This window comes from Haloarcula sp. DT43, from assembly GCF_037078405.1.
In the GTDB taxonomy this organism is placed as follows: domain Archaea; phylum Halobacteriota; class Halobacteria; order Halobacteriales; family Haloarculaceae; genus Haloarcula; species Haloarcula brevis.
This window is the reverse complement of record NZ_JAYMGZ010000001.1, coordinates 394709-415193: the sequence shown is the minus strand read 5'-3', so window position 1 is coordinate 415193 and position 20485 is coordinate 394709. Positions and strand designations below refer to the sequence as shown.

Sequence of the window (20485 nt, the reverse complement as noted above, 5' to 3'; positions counted from 1 at the left end):
CGGTCCGGACTGAGAAGTTATATTGCTCGACGGCCTCTCTGTGGCATGGAAGACCGGTGTCGTGTCCTGTCGGCCGCACTCGAGACGCTCGACGATGTCTTCTACGTCTACGACGCGGACGGCCAGCTCACCCACTGGAACGCTCGGTTGAACGACCTGTTCGACCTGACCGACGAGGAACTGTCGGGGATGGCCCCGACGGAGTTCTTCGTCGAGGACGACCGCGCGGCCGTCGAGGCGGCCATCGGCGAGGTGTTCGACGTCGGCCAGACGACCGTCGAAGCGCGGGCCGAGACGACGGAGGGCGTGGTGCGGTTCGAACTCACCGGCCGGCTGCTCACGGCCGAGGACGGGACGGTACAGGGGTTCAGCGGCGTCGGCCGCGACATCACGGCCCGGCGCGAGCGCGAATGGCACCTCCGGCGACAGAACGAGCGGCTCTCGGAGTTCGCCGACCTCCTGGCACACGACCTCCGGACGCCACTGACCGTCACGAGCGGCCACCTCGAACTGGCCGCCCGGGCAGAGCCTTCGGAACACATCGACGCCGCCAGAGCGGGGCTCGAACGGTTAGAGGCGATAATCGACGACATGCGAACCGCGACCAGGGAGGGGACGCTGGCGACCGACGAGACGACCCTCGACGTCGCGGACGTGGCGGCGGCGGCCTGGAGCCACGTCGAGACTGAGAGGGCGGTTCTGGAACGGCCGCCGCCGATACTGGTCGCGGGCGACCGGGAGCGGCTGCTCCGCCTGTTCGAGAACGTCTTCGCCAACGCCGCGACACACGGCCCGGAAGACGACGGGCGGCGGCTGACGGTCCGCGTCGTGCCGACGGCGGAGGGGTTCGCAGTCGAGGACGACGGCCGGGGTATCGACCCCGACGACCGCGAGTGGGTGTTCGAGCCGGGCGCGTCGCTGGCGGCCGACGGGACCGGCTTCGGGCTCTACATCGTCAGGACAATCGCCGAGGCCCACGGCTGGGCGGTACACGTTACGGAAGGCGACGAGGGCGGGGCGCGGTTCGAGTTCGACGTCGACGCGGACACGACCTGTTAGGGGGTCAGGGCATGCCGCCGCCGCCCATGCCGCCACCCATCCCGCCGCCGAGCCCGAACGCGCCGAGCAGCGTGGTGACGAGCCCGTAGACGACCAGCCCGAGGCCGCCGACGACGAGGGCGATGCCGGCGGCGACGACGGGGGCTTTCCAGGCGACGAGACCGATGCCGGCGAGCAGGACGACGATGCCGGCGATGCCGACCGCACCGAGTTTGTCGAGCATACCCGTGATGGTCCGGCGGGCGGACAAAAGCCCGTCGGTCAGTGCTCGAACTCGGTGTCGACGCTCTGTGCCGCCGCGACCATCTCGGCGATGGTCTCCTGGCGGCGCAGCAGCCGCATCGTGTCGCCTTCGACGTCGAACGTCCCGTCCATCGCCGCGGCCGAGATGTCCAGGTCGCCCTGCAGCATGGTGACCCAGTCGCTGTAGCGGCCGCGGAACGCGAAGTCGTACTCGGGGTCGGCGGCCGTGTTCGCGGCGGTACAGACGCCGTCCTCGATGGCGACGGCGACCTGTATCGGTTCGCCGGCGTAGGCGTCGTCGGCCCGAATCTCGAAACAGAACGTGGCGGTGAAGCCGTCGGCGCTGTCGGCGAACGCGGAGCGCTCGTTGATTCGGTCGCGCCACGCGGCGGCCCAGTCGTCGGCCTCGGTCGGGAGCGTCACCGTCATTGGCAGGCGATATGCGAGGGGGGCTTTTCTGTGTTGTCCTCCGGCACTACGCCCGCGCCCGGCCGACGACCACGACGGCGGCCAGCAGCAGGGCACCGCCGACCAGGAACCAGGGGCCGACCCGCTCGCCGAGCAGGGCCGCGCCGAGCGCGGTCCCGACCACCGGCTGGGCGGCGAACACCACCGACACGGTGCCGGCGTCGACGTACTCCAGGCCCTTGTACCAGAGGTACCACGCCGCCGCGGTGGCGAACACGCCCAGATACGCGACCGCGCCGAGGACCGCGGGGTCGGTCGGGAGCGAGCCGACGGAGCGGCCAAGCAGCCACAGTTCGCCGGCCGACAGGACCGCGAGCATCGGCGTCGCCGCGACGGTGGCGTAGGTGGCGGTTTCGAGCGCCGAGAAGCGCGCCACGAGGGGCTTGCCCCAGACGGTGTAGGCGGCCCACGTCACGCTCGCGCCCAGCAGGGCGAGCACGCCGACCGGGTCAAGGTGGCCGCTGAGCCCGCTGTCGGCGACGACCAGCGCCGTCCCGGCGATGGCGAGCGTGACGCCGACACCCTTCGCGCGGGTGAGTCGCTCGTCGACGACGACGGCGGCCAGCAAGAGTGCGGCGACCGGGGTGGCAACGGTGAGCAGCGACCCCTGGCTGGCGGTCGTCAGGTCCGTCCCGACGAACTGCGTGACGATGGTCGCGGTCACCAGCGCGCCGAGCGCGACGAACCCACGCCAGTCCGTCCTGGTCGGCGAGCGGGTGGCGACGGTCGACTTGACGATGGCGACCAGCAGCACCGCCCCGAGGGCGACGCGGAGAAACCCCAGCGTGACGGGCGGAATCTCTCCGAACCCCCACTTGCTGACGACGTACATCCCGCCCCAGAGGACCGCAGCCAGGAGCGGGGCGCACACGCCGAGCGCTCGGTCCAGCCGGCTCATCGTGTGCGGTCGGTCGCAACTACGGTAGGGGAGAGAGATAGCATCGTACTCATACTCGGTTCGGACCTTGGAACGGCAGCGGTATCAGCGGCGCGATTCGCCGCCGAGATACAGCCGGGACACCTCGGGGTCGTCGAGCAGCGAGTCGGCCTCGCCCTCGAACTTGACTGTCCCCTGGTCGAGGACGAACCCGCGGTCGGAGATGCCCAGCCCCTCGCGGGCGTTCTGCTCGACCATCAGGATGGAGGTGCCGAGTTCGTTGACCGTCACCACGTCCTCGAACACCTCTTTCGCGGTGTTGGGGGCCAGCCCGGCGCTCGGTTCGTCGATGAGCAACACGTCGGGCTCCATCACGAGCGCGCGGGCGAAGGCCAGCACCTGCCGCTGGCCGCCCGAGAGCGTCTTCGCGTTCGCGGTGCGCTTGTCGTCGAGGATGGGGAACCGGTCGTACAGTTCGGTCACGACCTCGTCGAGGCCGCCGTCGCGGGCGACCCCGCCCATCCGGAGGTTCTCGTCGATGGTCAGCGAGCCGAACACGTTCTCGGTCTGAGGGACGTAGCCGACGCCGATACGGACGATGTCCTCGGGAGCCATCCCGCCGATTTCGCGTTCGCCGAGCCGTATCGAGCCGGTCCAGGGCTCCAGCATACCGAACACCGTCTTGAGCACGGTGGACTTGCCGGCCCCGTTCGGGCCGACGAGGCAGGCGATTTCCCCCTCGCCGAGCGTCAGCGAGAGGTCGTCGAGCACCTGCACCTCGCCGTAGCCGCTGTCGACGCCGTCGACGGTGAGGATGGGGTCGGTCATTCCGAGGGCCCCCCCAGGTAGGCGTCGATGACGCGCTCGTCGCTCCGGACCGCCTCTGGCGGCCCCTCGACGAGGACACTGCCCTGATTGAGGACGACAATCGGGTCGGCCAGCCGCATGATGAAGTTCATGTCGTGTTCGATGATGAGGAAGGTGATGCCCTCCTCGTTGAGTTCCTCGATGAACCCCGCCAGTTTGTCGGCCAGCACGGGGTTGACGCCGGCGACGGGCTCGTCGAGCAGGAGCAGGTCGGGCTCGGCCATCATCCCGCGGGCCAGTTCGACCAGTTTCATCTGCCCGCCGGAGAGGTCCGTCGCGGGCTGGGTCGCCAGGTCGCCGATTTCGAACCGTTCGAGCATCGCCTGGGCCTGCTCCAACGAGCGCCGTTCCTCCCGTTCGACGGTCGCGGAGTCGGTAAACAGCGGGATAATCGACTCCCCGGTCTGGTCGTGTGGCCCGACCAGCAGCGCCTCCCGGACGGTCATCCCCTCCGGTTTGCGCGGCGTCTGGAACGTCCGAATCATTCCCTGGTCGGCGATTTCGTGGGGCTTCTTGCCGGTCACGTCGACGCCGTTGACCGCGACGGAACCGGCGTCCGGCTCGTAGAAGCCCGAGACGAGGTTGAACAGCGTCGACTTCCCGGCCCCGTTGGGACCGATGAGGCCCGTTATCGTGCCGCGTTCGACCTCGATGGACGCGTCGTCAGTCGCCACGAGACCGCCGAAGCGCTTCTCCAGTCCCTCCGCGCGCAACACCGGGTCGTCCTTCCCGAGGACGGGGCCGTCGGAGACGAGCGACTGCTCACTCATCCCGACCACCGCCCAGCGAGTCGGGCCAGATGAGTTCCCGCTCCGGCGGGAGAATTCCCTCCGGGCGGAGCCTGACGATGAAGATGATGAGCAGGCCGACCAGCATGAGCCGGAGCGGTGCCGCGCCGATTGGCAGCGCGCCCGTGTCGGTCAGGAAGCGGGTCCCCTGCTGGATGGCGACGATGGTGAACCCGCCCAGCATCGCGCCGCGGTCGCTGCCCGTGCCCCCGAGGATGACGGCGACCCAGACGTAGAACGTCGTGATGGGCTGGAGGTCCTGCGGGCTGACGAACAACACGAGGTGGGAGTAGAACACGCCCGCGAGCGCCATGATGAGGCTCCCGATGACGAACGCCTGCATCTTGAACGCGAACGTGTTCTTGCCCAGCGTCTCCGCGAGGTCCTCGTCGGTCCGAATCGTCCGCAGGACGCGGCCCCACGGCGACCGGTGGATGCGGCGCAGGAACAGGTAGACCGCCGCGACGATGACCGTGACGAGGACGACGTTCAGCAGGCTGGTGACGACCGACTGCGTCGTGTAAAACAGCGGGGTCCCGCCCACGTAGAAGACGTACGGATAGGTCAGGTCGCCGAGGACGGGCCAGTCGGAGAAAAACAGCGGGATGCCGGTCAGGCCGGCGCTGCCCGCCGTCCACTGCGACTCGTTGAGGATGAAGATGCGGACGACCTCCGCGAGCCCCAGCGACGCGATGGCCAGGTAGTCGTCGCGGAGCTTCAGCGTCGGGTAGCCGATGATGACCGCAAGCACCGCGGCGAGGCCGAGGCCGCCAAACAGCGCGACGACGGGGCTGACGCCGCCGGCGATGGGCGAGCCGGACGCCGTCAGCAGCGCCGTCCCGTACGCGCCGAGGCCGAAGAAGGCCGCGACGCTGAAGTTTATCATGCCGCCGTACCCCCACTGGACGTTCAGCCCCATCGAGAGGAGCATGTACATCGCCGACAGCCCGACGAGGTACAGCAGGTACGCCGGGGCGAGGAAGCCGGTGAGGACCGCCAGCAGGAGGAGCGCGGCGAGCGCGCCCAGCAGCCCCGCGACGCCTTTCTCCCGCGAGGAGTACCCACCGACGTCGAGCGTGCTCATGACGCATCACCCGCGATGCCGCGGGGCCTGACGAGCAGTACCGCGACCATGATGACGAACGCGACGGCCGGCGCGTAGGCGTTGCTGACAGGGAGGCCGACGTCGCTGAGCAGCGGCGTCAGCTCGTGGAGCATCCCGATGAGGAGACCCCCGAGCATCGCCCCGTACACCGAGCCGATGCCGCCGAGGATGACCGCGGCGAACACGACCAGCAGGATGTTGAAGCCGATGCGGGGGTCCAGTTGGCTGTACAGCGCGAGGAAGACGCCGCCGGCGGCGGCCAGGGCGCTGCCGACGACCCACATCACGAGGATGACGCGGTCGGTTCGGATGCCGCTTACCCGTGCGAGGTCGGGGTTGTCGGCCGTCGCGCGCATCTTCCGGCCCAGCGTCGTCCGCTGGAGCAGGAGGTGCAGGGCGACGACGAGCACCGCCGCGCTGACGATGATAGCGAGGTCCCGCTGTGTCACCGCCACGTCGAGCGTCTCGAGCAGCACCGGAATCGGTCCGCTACGGGAGATGTCGTACTGGAGGAAGTCCGTCCCGAAGATGGCCTGTAACACCGCGCGGTAGACGAACGCCACGCCGATGCTCGTGATGAGGAGCCCGATAGAATCGGTGTCGAGGGGCTTGTACACGAGGAGGTGAGTGAGGACGGCGACGACGGCCGCAAGCGCCATCCCGACCGCCAGAGCCAGGAAGAACCCGATAGGGAGGCCGAGGGCGGTGCCGCCGAGACCGCCGAACACGCCGAAGGCGACGAACGCCCCGTACGCGCCCAGGGTCATCGTATCGCCGTGGGCGAAGTTCGCGAAGTCGGCGATGCTGTAGACCAGCGAGAGCCCGATGCTCCCGAGGATGATGATACTACTGAAGACGAGCCCGTTTGCCAGGTACTGTAATATCTGCGCCATTGGTGAGAATGGGAAAGGGTCGCGGCCGCCTTAGCCCTCGATGAAGCCGCCGGATTCGTACGCGTGGTCGACGACTTCGAACACCTGCAACAGCCCGACGGGGTCGCCGTTCTCGTCGAGGTCGATGGGGCCGCTCACGCCGGTGTAGTCCACGTCCGACGGCGAGCCGCCGTTTGCGAGGATTTCGTGGGCCTCCTCGTAGGAGGTCGCCTCCTCGCCCTCGGGGCGGGTCACGTCACGCACGACCTCGCTGAGCGCCGCGCCGGTGAACTCGTCGGCGGCCTCGATGGCGAGCGCGCTGACGACCACGGCGTCGTAGGCGTAGGCCGACCACGACGTTGGTTCCTCGCCGAAGCGGTCCTCGAACTCCGAGACGAACGCCTGGTAGTTCTCCGCGTCCTGGGGGACACTCGGGACCACGGCCTTCATCCCGTCGAGGCTGCCCTGGGGAGCGGATTCGAGGACTTTCGGCCCTTTGACGCTGTCGCCGCCGTACCAGGCGGCCTGGTCGGTGACGCCCAGGTCGAACGCTTCCTGTGACATCGTGGCGAACTCCGGCTGATAGGTGATGAACACCCACGCGTCGGCGTCGGTGTCGGACATCGAGGAGATGGTGCTGCTGTAGGAGGACTGGCCCTGGTCGTGGGGCTCGTTGTAGACGATGTCGCCGTCGTAGGAGTCGACGAAGGCCTCTCCGACGGACTGGCCGTAGTCGTTGTTAATCCAGGCCAGGGCGGCGGACTCGTTGCCGTCCTCCTCGAGGAGCGACGCAATCGCCGCCGCCTGTGCGTTGCCGGCCGGCGGCATCCGGAGCAGGCCGGGGTAGTTCGTCAGGTTCGGGCTGGTGCTGTTCTGGCTTATCTGGACGACGTCCGTGTTCTGGACGACGCTCTCGTAGATGGCCGTGCTGACGCCGCTGCCGACCGTCCCGATGAGCAGCGGGACCCCCTCCTGGTTGACCAGGGTCTGGGCCGCGCTGACCCCGCCCTGGCTCGTGCTCTGGTCGTCCTGCTGTGAGATGGCCAGTTCGCCGCCGCCGACGCCGACCGAATTGACGTCGTCGAGCGCGATTTCCTTGCCGCGCTGGTTCCGCTGCCCGAACGCGGACAGCGACCCGGAGAGGCTGTCCACCATCCCGATGGTGTAGGTTTCCCCGCCCGACTCGGTCGAGGAGTCCGTCGGTTCGCCGCCGGAACAGCCGGCGAGGCCGACGAGGCCGGCGCTTGCGGCGGCTTTGATTACGCTTCGCCTGTCAATCGAACGCGTGTCATCGTCGTTCATGGTATACTGATATCCTTTTTTCGAACTCCCTGTATAACCGTGTCCCCGTCCATGGTAGGTTCCACGTTCTGGCCGGCACAGGGGAAGCCGTGAATTAATACTTCTGGAACGCGTTTCCCGTACAGAGTACCGGTACGGCTATGGAACGAACGGAGTTCATCACGACTGACACGCACACTGGCGGGGAGCCGACCCGCATCGTGCTCGACGGCATCGAGGACGGCGCACTCACCGGCGAGACCGTCCGGGACAAACGCGACCGGTTCGCGGCCACGGCCGACGGGGTCCGGGCGCTGCTGATGCGGGAACCGCGCGGCCACGCGGATATGTTCGGGGCGGTCCCGGTCCCGACCGACCGGGCCGACCTCGGCGTCTTCTTCATGGACACGGAGGGGTACCTGGACATGTGCGGCCACGGCCTCATCGGGGTCGTGACCGCGCTCGTCGAACGGGGCGACCTCCCGGCGTCGCCCGAACTGACCGTCGAGACCCCGGCCGGGCTGGTCGACGTGACAGTCGAGACAGCCGACGGGCGCGTCCGCCGGGTCGCCTTCGAGAACGTCGACAGCTACGTCTGTGAGACGGTCACCGTCGACCGCGACGGCGGCCCGGCCGAGGCACGAGTCGTCTACGCGGGCAACTACTTCGCCGTCGTCGACGCCGACAGCCTCGGCGTCACGCTGGACGACGCCGCGGAGTGCATCGAACCCGCGCTTGCCCTCCGCCGGGCGGTCAACGACGCCGCGCCCACGGACCCGACGACCGGCGAGCCGGCCCCCGTCGCGGCGGTCGAACTCACCGCCGGCGACGGCCGGAGCTGTGTGGTGTTCGCCGACGGCTCCGTCGACCGCTCCCCCTGCGGGACGGGCACGTGTGCGCGGCTGACGCTCCACCACGCCGACGGCGACCTCGCTGTCGGCGAGCGCATCGAAGTGACCGGGCCGGTCGGGTCGACGTTCGAGGGGTACATCGCCGACACCCGCGTCGAGGACGGCGTCACCGTCACCAGCCCCGTCGTCTCGGGGACGGCCCACGTCACGGGCGAGCACACGTTCTACCGGGACGGAAACGACACGCTCGGGAGCTTCACCATCGGTTGATTTCATCCTACAAGGAGTGATTTTTTTGGTAGGGGGTGCGTTTAGGCCCATATAGTGGCGTAGATTCGGTAATGATTCCGCCGATAGCCAACAACTTCGTCGCCGGTGAGACGGCGCCGGGAGCGCTCGACCACGTCGCGTCGCTCAACGACGACGACATCACGGGCATCCTGAACCTGCTGGGCGAGCACTACGACGAGCGCCGGCCGGCCGACGAGGACGCCGACCAGTACGTCGACCTGATAGCGGAAATCGACCGGAGCGGTCTCGACTGCTGTATCTCGGTCAAGCCCTCGCAGATAGGGCTGGATGTCGGCGACGACGTGTTCGTCGAGAACCTCGAACGCATCGTCGCGGCGGGCGACGACCGCGGCGTCTTCGTCTGGGTCGACATGGAGGACTACACGACGACGGACGTGACGCTGGACGCCTACGAGCGGCTTGTGACGGCCCACGACGGCGGCGTCGGCGTCTGCACGCAGGCGAATTTAAAGCGCACCCCCGAGGACCTCGAACGGCTCGCGTCCCTCCCCGGGAAGGTCCGGCTGGTCAAGGGGGCCTACTCCGAGCCCAGGGAGGTCGCCTACAGGAAGAAAGAGCGCGTCAACGAGGCCTACCGGGACTGTCTGGAGTTGATGTTCGAGACGTTCGAGGGCGGCATCGCCGTCGGCAGCCACGACCCGGCGATGATAGACCACGCGAAGGCGCTCCACGACGAGTACGGCACGGACTACGAGGTGCAGATGCTGATGGGCGTCCGCGACGACGCCCAGCGCGACCTCGCCGCCGCGGGCGTCCCGACCTACCAGTACATCCCCTACGGCGACAAGTGGTTCTCGTACTTCTACCGGCGCGTCCGCGAGCGCAAGGAGAACGCCCTGTTCGCGGTCCGTGCGGTCCTGAGCTAGGCGTCCGGGTCGAGCAGTTTCGCCTCGGCCTTCCGGAGGTGTTCCAGCAGCGTTGTCTTCGAGACGCCGAGCTTCGACGCGAGTTCCCGCGTCGAGATGCCCCGGGGCCAGGCGTAGTAGTCCTCCTGCCGGGCGAGTTCGAACGCCTCGCGCTGGCTGTCCGAGAGCCGGTCCATCCGCCGGAGCTGCTTGGGGTTGCTGCCGCCGGCGGAGGTGATGCGGGTCACCTCGATGTCGGCCGACTGCTCCTCGCGGATTTCTTCGAGGAGCGACTCGGCCTCGTCGCGGGAGTCCGGGAAGAACACCGGCCAGTGCTCGCGGCCGTGCCTGACCCGGACCGGGTCGTTGTGGATGAACCCCCGCGAGAGCAGGCTGTCGCTGATGGTGTTGTCCGGGTCGTACTCGACGAACAGTTCGCGGGTGGTGTTCCCCGGCGTGGAGCCCGTCCCGGTCGCGCCGTGGCGCTCGCGCAGTTCCAGCACCGAGTCCGTCAGCGACGACTCGCGGGTCGCGTCGACGAGGTCCTCGACGTCGCTGATGCTGTCCGCGTAGGCCGTGAACAGGCCCTTCACGCTGCCGTTCTGGGTGTTGTACACGCCGTGGGCCAACAGCCCGGCCGCCGTCTTGTCGGTGACTTCGAGCGTCCAGCAGTCCGGGTGCCAGATGCTCAGGGTCAACTGGAGTCCGCCGTCTTCGAGTTGCGCTTCGCTCATAGTGTGAACCCTCCACATGAGGGGTTGGTAGGAATGGTCACGCTATGGACGCCAATAAAGGTGCGGTTCATAAGGGGAACACCGACCATGGTAGATTCGACCGTGTTTCCGGCGGCCCGCCGGGCCGGCAACCCCTGACCATGGGCGGTGGAACATATTGGTGGGGGACGCGTACAGTACCTACCATGAGTACGGACGACTCACGACGACACTACATCGACGGCGAGTGGACGACCGGTACCGGCGAGGAGACGTTCACGAGTCAGAACCCCGCGACCGGCGAGGCACTGGCCTCGTTCCATCGCGGGACCGAAGACGACGTCGACCGGGCGCTGTCCGCCGCGGAGGACGCCTACGACGAGTGGCGCTCGCTCTCGCACATCGACCGCGCGGAGTACCTCTGGGACATCTACCACGAACTGCGGGACCGCCACGAGGAACTGGGCGAAATCGTCACCATGGAGTGTGGCAAGGAGATAAGCGAGGGCCTGGCCGACGTGACCGAGTCCTGGCACATGGTCGAGTGGGCCGCCGGCAACGCCCGCCATCCCCACGGCGACGTGGTCCCCTCCGAAATCGCCAGCAAGGACGCCTACATGCGCCGCAAGCCCAAGGGCGTCGTCGGCTGTATCACCCCCTGGAACTTCCCGGTCGCCATCCCGTTCTGGCACCTCGCCGTCACGCTGGTCGAGGGCAACACCGTCGTCTGGAAGCCCGCCGAGCAGACGCCGTGGTGCGCCCATATCGTCGCCGAGATGTTCGAGGACGCGGGTATCCCCGACGGCGTGTTCAACCTCGTCCAGGGCTACGGCGACGCCGGCAACGCCATCGTCGAGGACGACCGCGTCGAGACGGTCCTCTTTACGGGCAGCGCCGAGGTCGGCCACAAGATCGCCTCGAAGGTCGGCGGCCAGCCCGGCAAGATCGCCGCCTGCGAGATGGGCGGGAAGAACGCCGTCGTCATCACCGAAGAGGCCGACCTCGACGTCGCCGTCCACTCGGCCGTGATGTCCAGTTTCAAGACGACCGGCCAGCGCTGTGTCTCCTCCGAGCGCCTCATCGTCCACGAGGAGGTGTACGACGAGTTCAAGGAGCGCTTCGTCGACATCGCCGAGGACATCGCCGTCGGCGACCCGCTCGAGGAAGACACCTTCATGGGGCCGCTCATCGAGGCCGGACAGGTAGAGAAGTTCCGGAAGTACAACGACCTGGCCCGCGACGAGGGCGCGGACGTCCTCGTCGACCGCGCCGACCTGGGTGCCGACGAGATTCCCGACGGCCACGAGGAGGGCCACTGGGTCGGCCCGTTCGTCTACGAGATCGACTACGACGAGGACCTGCGCTGCATCAACGAGGAGGTGTTCGGCCCCCACGTCGCGCTGCTGGAGTACTCGGGCGACTTCGACCGCGCTCTGGAGATGCACAACAGCGTCGACTACGGGCTGGCCGGGGCCATCATCTCCGAGGACTACCGCCAGATAAACCAGTTCCGCGACGAGGCCGAAATCGGCCTCGCCTACGGGAACCTCCCGTGCATCGGCGCGGAGGTCCACCTGCCGTTTGGCGGCGTCAAGAAGTCCGGCAACGGCCTCCCGAGCGGCCGCGAGGTCATCGAGGCCGTCACCGAGCGCACCGCCTGGACGCTGAACAACTCCAAGGACATCGAGATGGCACAGGGTCTGTCGGCGGACATCATCACCGATGAGTAAAGCCGGAGCCGCGCCCGCCGGTACCGTCTGCCCGCGCTGTCGCGGCGAGACGACCACCGCGACGGGCATCGAGACCTGCACCGACTGCGCGTGGGTCGGCCGTCTCGGCGCCGACTGAGCCATCGCCGTCGTTCCCGTCCCCGGCGTCTGTCCCACCCCGTGTCGGGGACTTCGGACCCCGTTCGCGGTTCGACTTTTCCAAACCTTAAACCTCTCCCCGTCGAAGTACCGACTATGAGCGACAACGACAGCAGAAAGAACCTGCGGATGCCCGAAGAGGACGAGGTGTTCGCCGTCGTCACGGACATGCTCGGCGCGAACCGCGTCAAGGTACGCTGTATGGACGGCGTCGAGCGGACAGCCCGGATTCCGGGCAAGATGCAAAAGCGCATCTGGATACGCGAGGACGACGTGGTCCTCGTGGAGCCGTGGGACTGGCAGGACGAGAAGGCCGACATCACCTGGCGCTACGAGAAGCAGGACGCCGACCAGCTCCGCGAGGAGGGACACATCCAGGAGTAACGACCGTATGCTCGTTGCCGCGGCGCAGACGGGGGCGCAAGCGTGACCGAGGGGCAGTTCGGCCTCCTCGACACTGACGAGGCCGACGCACCGGGCGACGAGTGGGAGGAGCTCGACGTCTCGGACACGGAGGCCGACCGCATCGCGCGCAAGCGCGACCGCGAGTTCAGCGAGTTCCGCAAGCGAATCAAGGACGCCGACCAGTTCAAGGTCGAGGCCAGCGTCTTCGACGACGCCACCTACGGCGCGCTGTACAAGCTCGTCCAGGACGGCCACATCGACGCCTTCGGCGGCCCCATCTCCACGGGGAAGGAGGCCAACGTCTACACCGCGCTGTCCGGCGACACGGAGGTCGCCGTCAAGGTGTACCGCATCAACGCCTCCGACTTCAAGGACATGCGGGGCTACCTCGACGGCGACCCCCGCTTCGAGGGCATCGGCTCGGACAAGAAGAAGGTCGTCACCGCGTGGGTCCGCAAGGAGTCCTCGAACCTCAAACGCGCCCGCCGGGCCGGCGTCCGGACGCCCGAGCCCATCGCCGTCGAGCGCAACGTCCTCGTGATGGAGTACCTCGGGACCGAGGACGGCCGCAGCAAGCGCCTGAGCGAGGTCCACATCGAGAACCCCGAGACCGCCTACGAAGTCGTCAAGGAGTACACCCGCCGGCTGTACGACGCCGGCCTCGTCCACGGCGACCTCTCGGAGTACAACATCGTCTTCCACGAAGGGCAGTTGTACATCATCGACCTCGGGCAGGCGGTGACCATCCACCACCCTAACGCCGACGAGTTCCTGGAACGGGACTGTCGCAACGTCGCCAATTTCTTCGCCAGACAGGGCGTCGACACCACGCCCGAGGACCTGCTCGCGTACGTCCGCGAGCATGCAACCCCGAAGGACGACGAGGACACCGCGCCGGGCAGCGACGACGACGCCGTCCCGCAGGGGACCCCCGCGGACCGCCGCGACGAGGAGTAGACGACGTGACCGACGCCGAAGTTTTAAACAGGCAGACCCTCCTAAAAGGAGGTATACTTATGCAACACGTGAAGATTCCGCAGGACCGTATCGGTGTGCTGATCGGCGAGGGCGGTGAGACCATGCGCGAGATAGAGGAGCGCGCAGAGGTCCGACTGGACATCGACTCCGAGGACGGCACGGTGAAAGTCGAGACCGTGGGCGACCCCGTGACGGCGCTGAAAGGCCCCGACATCGTGAAGGCCATCGGCCGCGGGTTCGCGCCCGACGACGCGCTGGCGCTGCTCGACGACGACATGATGATGTTCGAACTCATCGACATCGAGGCCGCCTCCCGCAACAAGAACGACTTCCGCCGACAGAAGGGCCGGCTCATCGGCGAGAACGGCCGGACGCGGGAGCTGATGCAGGAACTCTCCGGCGCGGCCGTCGTCATCTACGGGTCGACGCTCGGCATCATCGGCGGCCCCGAGCAGGTCGACGCCGTCCGGGAGGCCGCCGAGATGATTCTCGACGGCGCGCCACACGGCTCCGTGTACTCGTTCCTCGAACGCAAGCACAACGAGATGAAGCACAAGGGCCTCGAATACCACCAGTTCACCGGGTAAGCCGGTCGAGACGCCGGCGGGGACAGAACGAGCGCGTCCCCGGCACGCCGCCCCACACCGTTTTCCCGCGACACGCGCTACGGAGAGGTATGCCAGCCGTCGCCGACACGCACATCGTCAACCGCGAACGCGTCCAGCCGACCCACGCGAACAACTACGAGAGCGCCCACGGGGGCATCGTCATGAAGTGGATGGACGAAATCGGGGCGATGTCGGCCATGCGGGCCGCCCGGGAGACCTGCGTGACCGCCCAGATGTCCCGCGTCGACTTCGAGCGCCCCATCCCTATCGGCGACACCGCACTCGTCGAGTCCTACGCCTACGCCACCGGCCGGACGAGCGTCCGCGTCCGCATCGAAGTCTCGCGCGAGAACCCCAGAACCGGCGAGACCGAACAGACCACCAGCGCCTACGCCACCTTCGTCGCCATCGAGGACGGCAAACCGACCGCCGTCCCCGAACTGACCGTCAAAGGCGAGAAGTGCCGGGAACTGCGGGACAGAGCGCTGGCCGAGGAGCCCGAGCGGTAACGGTCCTTTCACATGCACACAAGAGTCGTGCGGAGATGGGACTCCGCGCAGATAGTTCGCGTGAGAAGCCTCGACCGGAATTTGAATCCGGGGTCTCGTCCTTACCAAGGACGCGCAGGGCCGCTACCCTGAATCAGGCGTTTTGAGGGGGAATTTGCCGGTTATCTTCCCACTTCGACTGCTCTTACGAGGTCATACTAATGCCACACTTAAAGAACACCCGGTTAGACCCGCATATGCCGAACCAAGACCAGTCTGTTTCGCTAATTAGAGTGGCGTAACAAACAATCCGGTACGATGAGGCGGCGAGACGTTCCGAGTGTATCGGAGTAACATCTCGTGATGTTTAGCGTCGGTGTGGATAGTGAATCAGAACCTTTCCTCACGAATCTGTTCCGTTTACACCATCTTTTAAAACCACTCGTTACGCACAGACTTGTAATGGAAAGGGACGAAATTAGCGAATATGTCCAGCGGTGTCAGCAACTCATTGAGTCATCACCGCAAATGGACGAGGAAAACACGAAGGTTAAACTCGTTCAGCCGTTCCTCGAACTTCTTGGCTGGAATCTCTACTCTACCGAAGTTGCGCTGGAGTACACAGTCCCAATGGCATCGGGCAGTACACACGTTGATTACGCTCTCCTTGTGGGCGATTCACCAGTAGCCTTCGTTGAAGCCAAACCAGTTCGCGCCACACTCACAGATAGCGAAGTGCAACAGTTGCGGAGTTATATGAGACAGGAACTGGATGTGGATTGGGGGATTCTGACTAACGGGAAGTCCTTTGAGGTATTAACAAAAAACCGCCACCAGAACGGCGGTGAGGAGGTATCTGTCGTTCAATTTGACCTCGATGACCTCGCCGAGAACCCGAACGTGTTGGAACTTCTGACCAAGGAATCGATACGGTCGGGAAAATCCGACGAAATAGCCGAGCAGGTTGCGCAGACGAATCGGGCAATTCGTTATCTGCAAGAAAACGAAGACAACATTACCAAGTCCGTTACTGAAGCGGTGGAGAGTGATGTTGGAGAACTCACCATAGACCTTGAGGGACAATCTCGGGAGTTCGTGCAGAATCTTGTCTCTATACTCCGTGAACAGCGACACTTTGTAAGTGAGAAACCCTCCGAAAATGTAGATGACGGCGCGAATCCACAACAAGCAGTCAGTACATCACCCAATGACGACGGAGGGGAAATTAAGGATAGACAGGGCTACGTCGTGCGATTCTCTGATGGCACGATTATACCAAGAGATAGTACAGAGATTCAGACACAGCAGAAGGAGAATATGGGCGCGGCGGTGGACTTTCTGATAGAGGAGTACAACCTGATTGATGAACTCGAAATTCCGCACTTTCCACCTCGCGCCCGGAAGAACTGCTCTATCAACAACGAACCAGTACACCCTAACGGCGAGGAGATGAGACGCCCATACGAACTGACGAACGGCTATTTCCTTCACACCTCGCTCAATACAACAGGTAAGGAGACTCGTCTTCGTGACCTTACAGAGGAAGTTGGGCTAACTATAGAGTTTTTGTGCGAGTGGCAATCCGATGACGGGGCAGAGTAATCAGAACACTTCGAGGTAGTCCTCCACGACCTCGCGCTCGTCCTCGGTCAGGTCAAACAGGTCATATACGGCGTCGTCAATCTCTCTTTCCAGTTCCTCGATGTTCGTTGCCGCCACCTCATCGCGGTCGTCATCGAGACGGCTCAGCAGTTCCTCAACGCCATCGTCACTCCGGGGAATGGGAATGGTCGTTTCCTCACCACTCTTGACGTTGCGACCATCCACGGCGGCGTGGACGTACTCGGCGCGGCGTTTCCGGGCCTCACGGTCGTCGGAGTACATCGCAGGGTCGTTGATTACGTCCGACCGTCCTGCCTGTACCGTGAAGTCGCCCTCCACGTCTCCCTGCACTTCGGCGTTGACTGGATACCGACGCGTCTGCCACTCGTAGGTGATGTAGTCGAGTTCGCCGTCGAAGTCACCGAGGTAGGCCTCAGGGAATCTGCCAGTCTTGTTCTGTGTATCCAGAGCGTTCAAAATCGGCTTAACAGCCTCATCGAGGCGTTCCGGTATGTCTCCACTTCGTATATCCGCGTATGGGAGTTCTTCAAGATAGCGGGACTGATACCGATACTTTCCGCCTAATAGCATCGGGGCGATATGTTTGAGGTAGAAGTCCAAAGTTTTGGAATTGACGAGACAGGCGACACGTTCTGTCTTCGATTGTAAGTCAGATTCAAGATATATTCCATAGGGTGTTTTGAAATGCCACACACCTTTCTCATCAATCATAAATCGAGCATTTCCAGCCATATCTGCATTGATTATTTTTGGTAGCCGGAACTTCTCTAAGTTCTGAGGTCTGCCGAACTCCCACCACACATCGCTGTTCTCCCATCTTCCTCCTTCTCGCCCTCGGAGTTTATTTTCAAATTCCTTAAAGAAGTCCCACGTTTTTGGGAACTGTTCACTCAGTTCTTCTTTCTGATAGAGTTGTGGGTCTGGTTCACCGTCTTCATTTTCTTCTATATGATATGGGAATATTACGTGCTGACCTGCCCAATCCCCACGCCACCGCTGAACATCAATACCCTGTAACCACGGTCTGAGTAAGTCTGTTTCAATCTCATACTCCTGCTCCTCACCAAGGGGAACTACAGTAACAGTTTCACCAGAATCCGACGGGTCAATTCGGTCTGCATCCTGTGGAATAACGATGTAAACCTTATTTGCACTTGTCTGAGTCCCCGAGGAGATAGATGTTGTCACTTCGCCTAATGTGGAATTTTGCTGTCTCTCTAACTTCTCGAAGACCTCCAACTCCTCGGGTGGCATTAATGACCAGAATTGGGAATCTAACTTCGTTTGAGGGAAATCAAAAATATCGATGTACTGGTCACTATATCTCGATTCGTCTCGATGTTCACGTATGGATTCGACAACCTCCTCGTCAAGTCTATTCTGACTATGTTCGGTGATGTTGGATTTGACTCGGGAACATCGAATCTGGTTTTCTTGTCGTACTTCGTCATCCGGCTCATCACGAGCAAAGAGAATCACCGGGAGATTAGCGGCGTCCTCAAAGACACCCGAATCTCTGAAATCATATACTTCTTCAATCGCCGCTTCTTCAAGCAGTACGCGTCTGATTCCTTCACCGTAGTCTGTTAGCAGGAATTGATTTGAGGTAATGTATCCTAGTTTCCCCGTTTCCTCTTTCAGAAACTCCAGCCCACGCTCGTAGAAAACACAGTAAATGTCGTAGTTTCCAGAGGGGGAATCATAGAGTCGGTCAAGCATCTCCTTCTGCCGGTCGGGAAGGTGTTGGACACGAACATAGGGGGGATTGCCTACGACGTAGTCGTACTCCATATAGTTCTTCACGACGAGCGCCAGCACGGTGTCCTCGAACATCTTGAACAGCCGCCCGTCGTTGTGTTCTTCCTTGAGATACCGAACGTTCTCAAGCATATCATCAACGTAAGGGGCGAAGAACTCCTCCACGCCCGAATATTCCCGTTCGGTGTGTTGGTTGATTCGTTCCTCAAGGCCGCTCTGGTACGTCCAATCGAAGTCGCCACCGAACTCCTCCGCGAGGGCCATATGGTCTTTGACGGTGTCAAGTACCCCTTGTAGAGCCGCGAAATACTCCCCGAAGTTGTTCACACCCGTCTCCAATTGAATCGTATCGAACAGCGGCATCCGAACGCGACGGACGAGGAACCCATCTTCCGTCTCGGCGGCTTCATCTTCATCAACTTCCACGGGAAGTGGAACGGGAATCCTCACGTCCTGCTCGTCCTCGGTCATCGCGTCGAAAGTCATCTGTCGGGAGCCGTCGTCGCCGAGGTCGGCCCCGGTCAGTTCACGCTCGTTGCGTAGGGTGTCCGTCCGGTAGATGGGGAGCCGTCGAATGGTGTAGTCGGGATGGGACTGCTTCGCTTCGCGGTAGGCGGGAAGGATTGCGACGACGAACCGAATCTGTGCCATCAGGACGGCGAAGGGGTGAATGTCGAGTCCGACGACGCGGGGGCGGGTACAGAGGTCTTGGAGGTGTTCTTTCCAGTTTGGGTCGTCTTCATAGCGTTCAATCTCTTGTATATAACGCTCGACGGCTTCGACAAGGAAGGTTCCAGACCCGCAGGACGGGTCGATAAGGCGCTCGTTCGAGACACCACGCTCGTACCCAACTCCATCCATAATGTAGTCAACCACCGGCTGTGGAGTATAGAACTCTCCAAGTGCTTTTCGGGTTTCCCGGTCGAAGTACCGCTGATAGAGGTCGCCGAGGAGGTCGCCTTCTACGTCGGCGAAGTCGAACCGTAGTACGTTGAAGAAGACCTCTGCGACGGCTCGGCTGAAGCGATTGCGGGTGGCTTCACTGATACGGGTCACGCCGCCCTCATCACCGCGACCAGTCGCCACGGCCTCGAACTGACTCGCACCAGTCTCGTGTCCCCGCGATATTTCTTCCGCGTAGCCGTCAGTCCACCACACGAAAATGTCGTCTTGGAACAGCCCTTCAACTAACTGCTCCTGCATATCGTCGATGAGGTTGTCGGCGGCGACGGGGAACGCGTCAAGGTTGATACTCTGACCGAAGCCCTGTAAGCCTCGGAAGTAGTCGTCCATCCCTTCGTAGCCGGTACCGGCGAAGAAGTCGTGGTCTTCCGTGGCCTTCGCCAAGAGGAGCCGCGCGAGGAGGGCGTGGCCGCTTTCGAGACAGAACATAAAGTCCCGTAGCGACTGATTCCCGTCTATAAACGGCTCCCACGAATCTGGTACCTCGTCCGGCTCGCTCGCGTAGGTCGCTTCCCAAAAGTCGTAGGCCCCCTTGACGAACTTCGCCTCTTGCTCATCGCGGAGTTCTTCGAGCAAGTCCATTAGCCCCGTCACGAGGTCGGCGAACGGACTGCCTTCTTCGAGCCGGAAGGTGTCGAAGAAGTGTTCCTGTCCGAGTTCCGCTTGTTCGTCCAGCGGAATGGGGTCGAGGTCTTCGAGGAACTGATTCACGTCGTCGGCACTCGTGAGGTCGAACTCGCGTTTCTGGAGCGCACTCACGAGGTCGCGGGCATCACTCTCAGTAATCGACGCCATCGACGCCGCGATGAGGGGGCGGTCTTCGCCGCGTCGATAGAGGCGTAATTCCTCGCCGTTGGTTAGAACCCCGTACTCAGCCCGCAAGAACTCCATATACCCGAATAGTTGCGATTCGTGAGGTGGGAGGTCGCGCCCGGTGGTTTTGAACTCGTACACCGCAGTCACGGCTTCGTTCGAGTCGAGAGTGATGTAGTCCGGGCGTCGGTCGTCGGGAAGTGTAAACTCGCTTCGGAGGTCGGTTCCTGTTCCCTCGTAGTCGAGCGCATCGTAGAAGCCGCGTTCCAGAAACAGATTCTCTACGTCGCGCTCGCTCATATCTTCGTCCGTTTGTTCGGCAATCGAACGAATGGAGTCGTGGAGAGCGGAGGAGTCCGGCATTAATCAGTTCCATTCGTTCACTCGTCAAAAAGGTGAGTGAGTTGCGAGATGAGGGGCAAATGACTTGAAAATACATAAGCAAATAGTGAATAGTGCCAAAAATACCAGATAAATTTAGTAAATTATCACCTCTGGATTTCACGAATCCGGGCCTTGGGTTCCTACTGACAGCACCCGAAACGCAGAGCAGGCTCGTAGAGCGGTTTATTTTCTTGATATGATGTATCCCTCTCGGAGTTATCAGAAACGCCCTCTCGGTTCGTATGAGGCCACAGGTGGCTTCTCTCACCCCACTCAATCGGTGGCTCTCGGTGGTGTTCCTGATTTACCCCGAAAT

At 63.5% G+C, this 20485-nt stretch carries 20 protein-coding genes; 10 read left to right on the top strand and 10 right to left on the bottom strand.

All coding sequences use genetic code 11. The features are described from left to right. Nucleotides 1–45 precede the first annotated feature (45 nt). Nucleotides 46–1059 carry a sensor histidine kinase gene (locus VI123_RS02245; RefSeq protein WP_336336447.1) on the top strand — a complete coding sequence of 338 codons (1014 nt, stop codon included), beginning with the start codon at nt 46–48 and terminating at the stop codon, nt 1057–1059. A 4-nt stretch (nt 1060–1063) separates the two neighbouring features. Here the strand turns inward: VI123_RS02245 and VI123_RS02240 are convergent, their stop codons facing one another. The 8 genes from VI123_RS02240 to VI123_RS02205 all read right to left on the bottom strand — a co-directional run bounded on the left by VI123_RS02240 (nt 1064) and on the right by VI123_RS02205 (nt 7581). Further along, complete coding sequence (locus VI123_RS02240) at nt 1064–1282, bottom strand: DUF7470 family protein (RefSeq protein ID WP_336336446.1); 219 nt, start codon at nt 1280–1282, stop codon at nt 1064–1066. A gap of 38 nt (nt 1283–1320) precedes the next feature. Then, complete coding sequence (locus VI123_RS02235) at nt 1321–1731, bottom strand: SCP2 sterol-binding domain-containing protein (RefSeq protein WP_336336445.1); 411 nt, start codon at nt 1729–1731, stop codon at nt 1321–1323. A gap of 46 nt (nt 1732–1777) precedes the next feature. Further along, nucleotides 1778–2668: a DMT family transporter gene (locus VI123_RS02230; protein WP_336336444.1), complete on the bottom strand. Its 891-nt coding sequence runs from the start codon at nt 2666–2668 to the stop codon at nt 1778–1780. A gap of 84 nt (nt 2669–2752) precedes the next feature. Continuing rightward, complete coding sequence (locus VI123_RS02225) at nt 2753–3475, bottom strand: ABC transporter ATP-binding protein (protein WP_336336443.1); 723 nt, start codon at nt 3473–3475, stop codon at nt 2753–2755. Then, nucleotides 3472–4284, bottom strand: a complete 813-nt coding sequence (locus tag VI123_RS02220; protein WP_336336442.1) for an ABC transporter ATP-binding protein — start codon at nt 4282–4284, stop codon at nt 3472–3474. Before VI123_RS02220 ends, VI123_RS02225 begins: the two co-directional genes overlap by 4 nt. Next, nucleotides 4277–5386, bottom strand: coding sequence for a branched-chain amino acid ABC transporter permease (locus VI123_RS02215; protein WP_336336441.1), 1110 nt, complete (start codon nt 5384–5386; stop codon nt 4277–4279). The genes VI123_RS02220 and VI123_RS02215 overlap by 8 nt, the downstream gene beginning before the upstream one ends. Beyond that, entirely contained in the window at nt 5383–6300 is a 918-nt protein-coding gene (locus tag VI123_RS02210) for a branched-chain amino acid ABC transporter permease (protein WP_336336440.1), read from the bottom strand. Before VI123_RS02210 ends, VI123_RS02215 begins: the two co-directional genes overlap by 4 nt. Before the next feature lie 30 nt (nt 6301–6330). Next, complete coding sequence (locus VI123_RS02205) at nt 6331–7581, bottom strand: ABC transporter substrate-binding protein (RefSeq protein WP_336336439.1); 1251 nt, start codon at nt 7579–7581, stop codon at nt 6331–6333. 140 nt (nt 7582–7721) lie between these two features. Between VI123_RS02205 and VI123_RS02200 the strand changes: the two genes are divergently transcribed. Together VI123_RS02200 and VI123_RS02195 are read left to right on the top strand one after the other, a co-directional pair. Next, on the top strand, nt 7722–8681 hold the full coding sequence (locus tag VI123_RS02200; RefSeq protein WP_336336438.1) for a proline racemase family protein: 960 nt from the start codon (nt 7722–7724) through the stop codon (nt 8679–8681). A 71-nt stretch (nt 8682–8752) separates the two neighbouring features. Next, on the top strand, nt 8753–9589 hold the full coding sequence (locus VI123_RS02195; RefSeq protein ID WP_336336437.1) for a proline dehydrogenase family protein: 837 nt from the start codon (nt 8753–8755) through the stop codon (nt 9587–9589). Here the strand turns inward: VI123_RS02195 and VI123_RS02190 are convergent. After that, nucleotides 9586–10302, bottom strand: a complete 717-nt coding sequence (locus tag VI123_RS02190; RefSeq protein ID WP_336336436.1) for a helix-turn-helix domain-containing protein — start codon at nt 10300–10302, stop codon at nt 9586–9588. The two genes, VI123_RS02195 and VI123_RS02190, sit on opposite strands and share 4 nt — an antisense overlap. Before the next feature lie 185 nt (nt 10303–10487). On the opposite strand from VI123_RS02190, the gene VI123_RS02185 reads away from it, so the two are divergent. From VI123_RS02185 to VI123_RS02155, 7 genes are all read left to right on the top strand, one after another. Beyond that, entirely contained in the window at nt 10488–12011 is a 1524-nt protein-coding gene (locus VI123_RS02185) for an aldehyde dehydrogenase family protein (RefSeq protein ID WP_336336435.1), read from the top strand. After that, nucleotides 12004–12129 (top strand): hypothetical protein, encoded by a 126-nt coding sequence (locus tag VI123_RS02180; protein ID WP_336336434.1) that lies wholly within the window; start codon nt 12004–12006, stop codon nt 12127–12129. The genes VI123_RS02185 and VI123_RS02180 overlap by 8 nt, the downstream gene beginning before the upstream one ends. A gap of 116 nt (nt 12130–12245) precedes the next feature. Beyond that, nucleotides 12246–12533, top strand: a complete 288-nt coding sequence (eif1A, locus tag VI123_RS02175) for a translation initiation factor eIF-1A (RefSeq protein ID WP_336336433.1) — start codon at nt 12246–12248, stop codon at nt 12531–12533. Between the two features lie 42 nt (nt 12534–12575). Beyond that, complete coding sequence (gene rio1, locus VI123_RS02170) at nt 12576–13511, top strand: serine/threonine-protein kinase Rio1 (protein ID WP_336336432.1); 936 nt, start codon at nt 12576–12578, stop codon at nt 13509–13511. Nucleotides 13512–13570: 59 nt separating this feature from the next. Then, complete coding sequence (locus VI123_RS02165; protein ID WP_336336431.1) at nt 13571–14119, top strand: KH domain-containing protein; 549 nt, start codon at nt 13571–13573, stop codon at nt 14117–14119. An 89-nt stretch (nt 14120–14208) separates the two neighbouring features. Beyond that, nucleotides 14209–14649 (top strand): acyl-CoA thioesterase, encoded by a 441-nt coding sequence (locus tag VI123_RS02160; protein ID WP_336336430.1) that lies wholly within the window; start codon nt 14209–14211, stop codon nt 14647–14649. A 441-nt stretch (nt 14650–15090) separates the two neighbouring features. Next, on the top strand, nt 15091–16230 hold the full coding sequence (locus tag VI123_RS02155) for a type I restriction enzyme HsdR N-terminal domain-containing protein (protein ID WP_336336429.1): 1140 nt from the start codon (nt 15091–15093) through the stop codon (nt 16228–16230). Here VI123_RS02155 and VI123_RS02150 read toward each other — a convergent pair whose 3' ends face one another. Further along, complete coding sequence (locus VI123_RS02150) at nt 16231–20148, bottom strand: Eco57I restriction-modification methylase domain-containing protein (protein WP_336336428.1); 3918 nt, start codon at nt 20146–20148, stop codon at nt 16231–16233. Between the last annotated feature and the right edge of the window lie 337 nt (nt 20149–20485).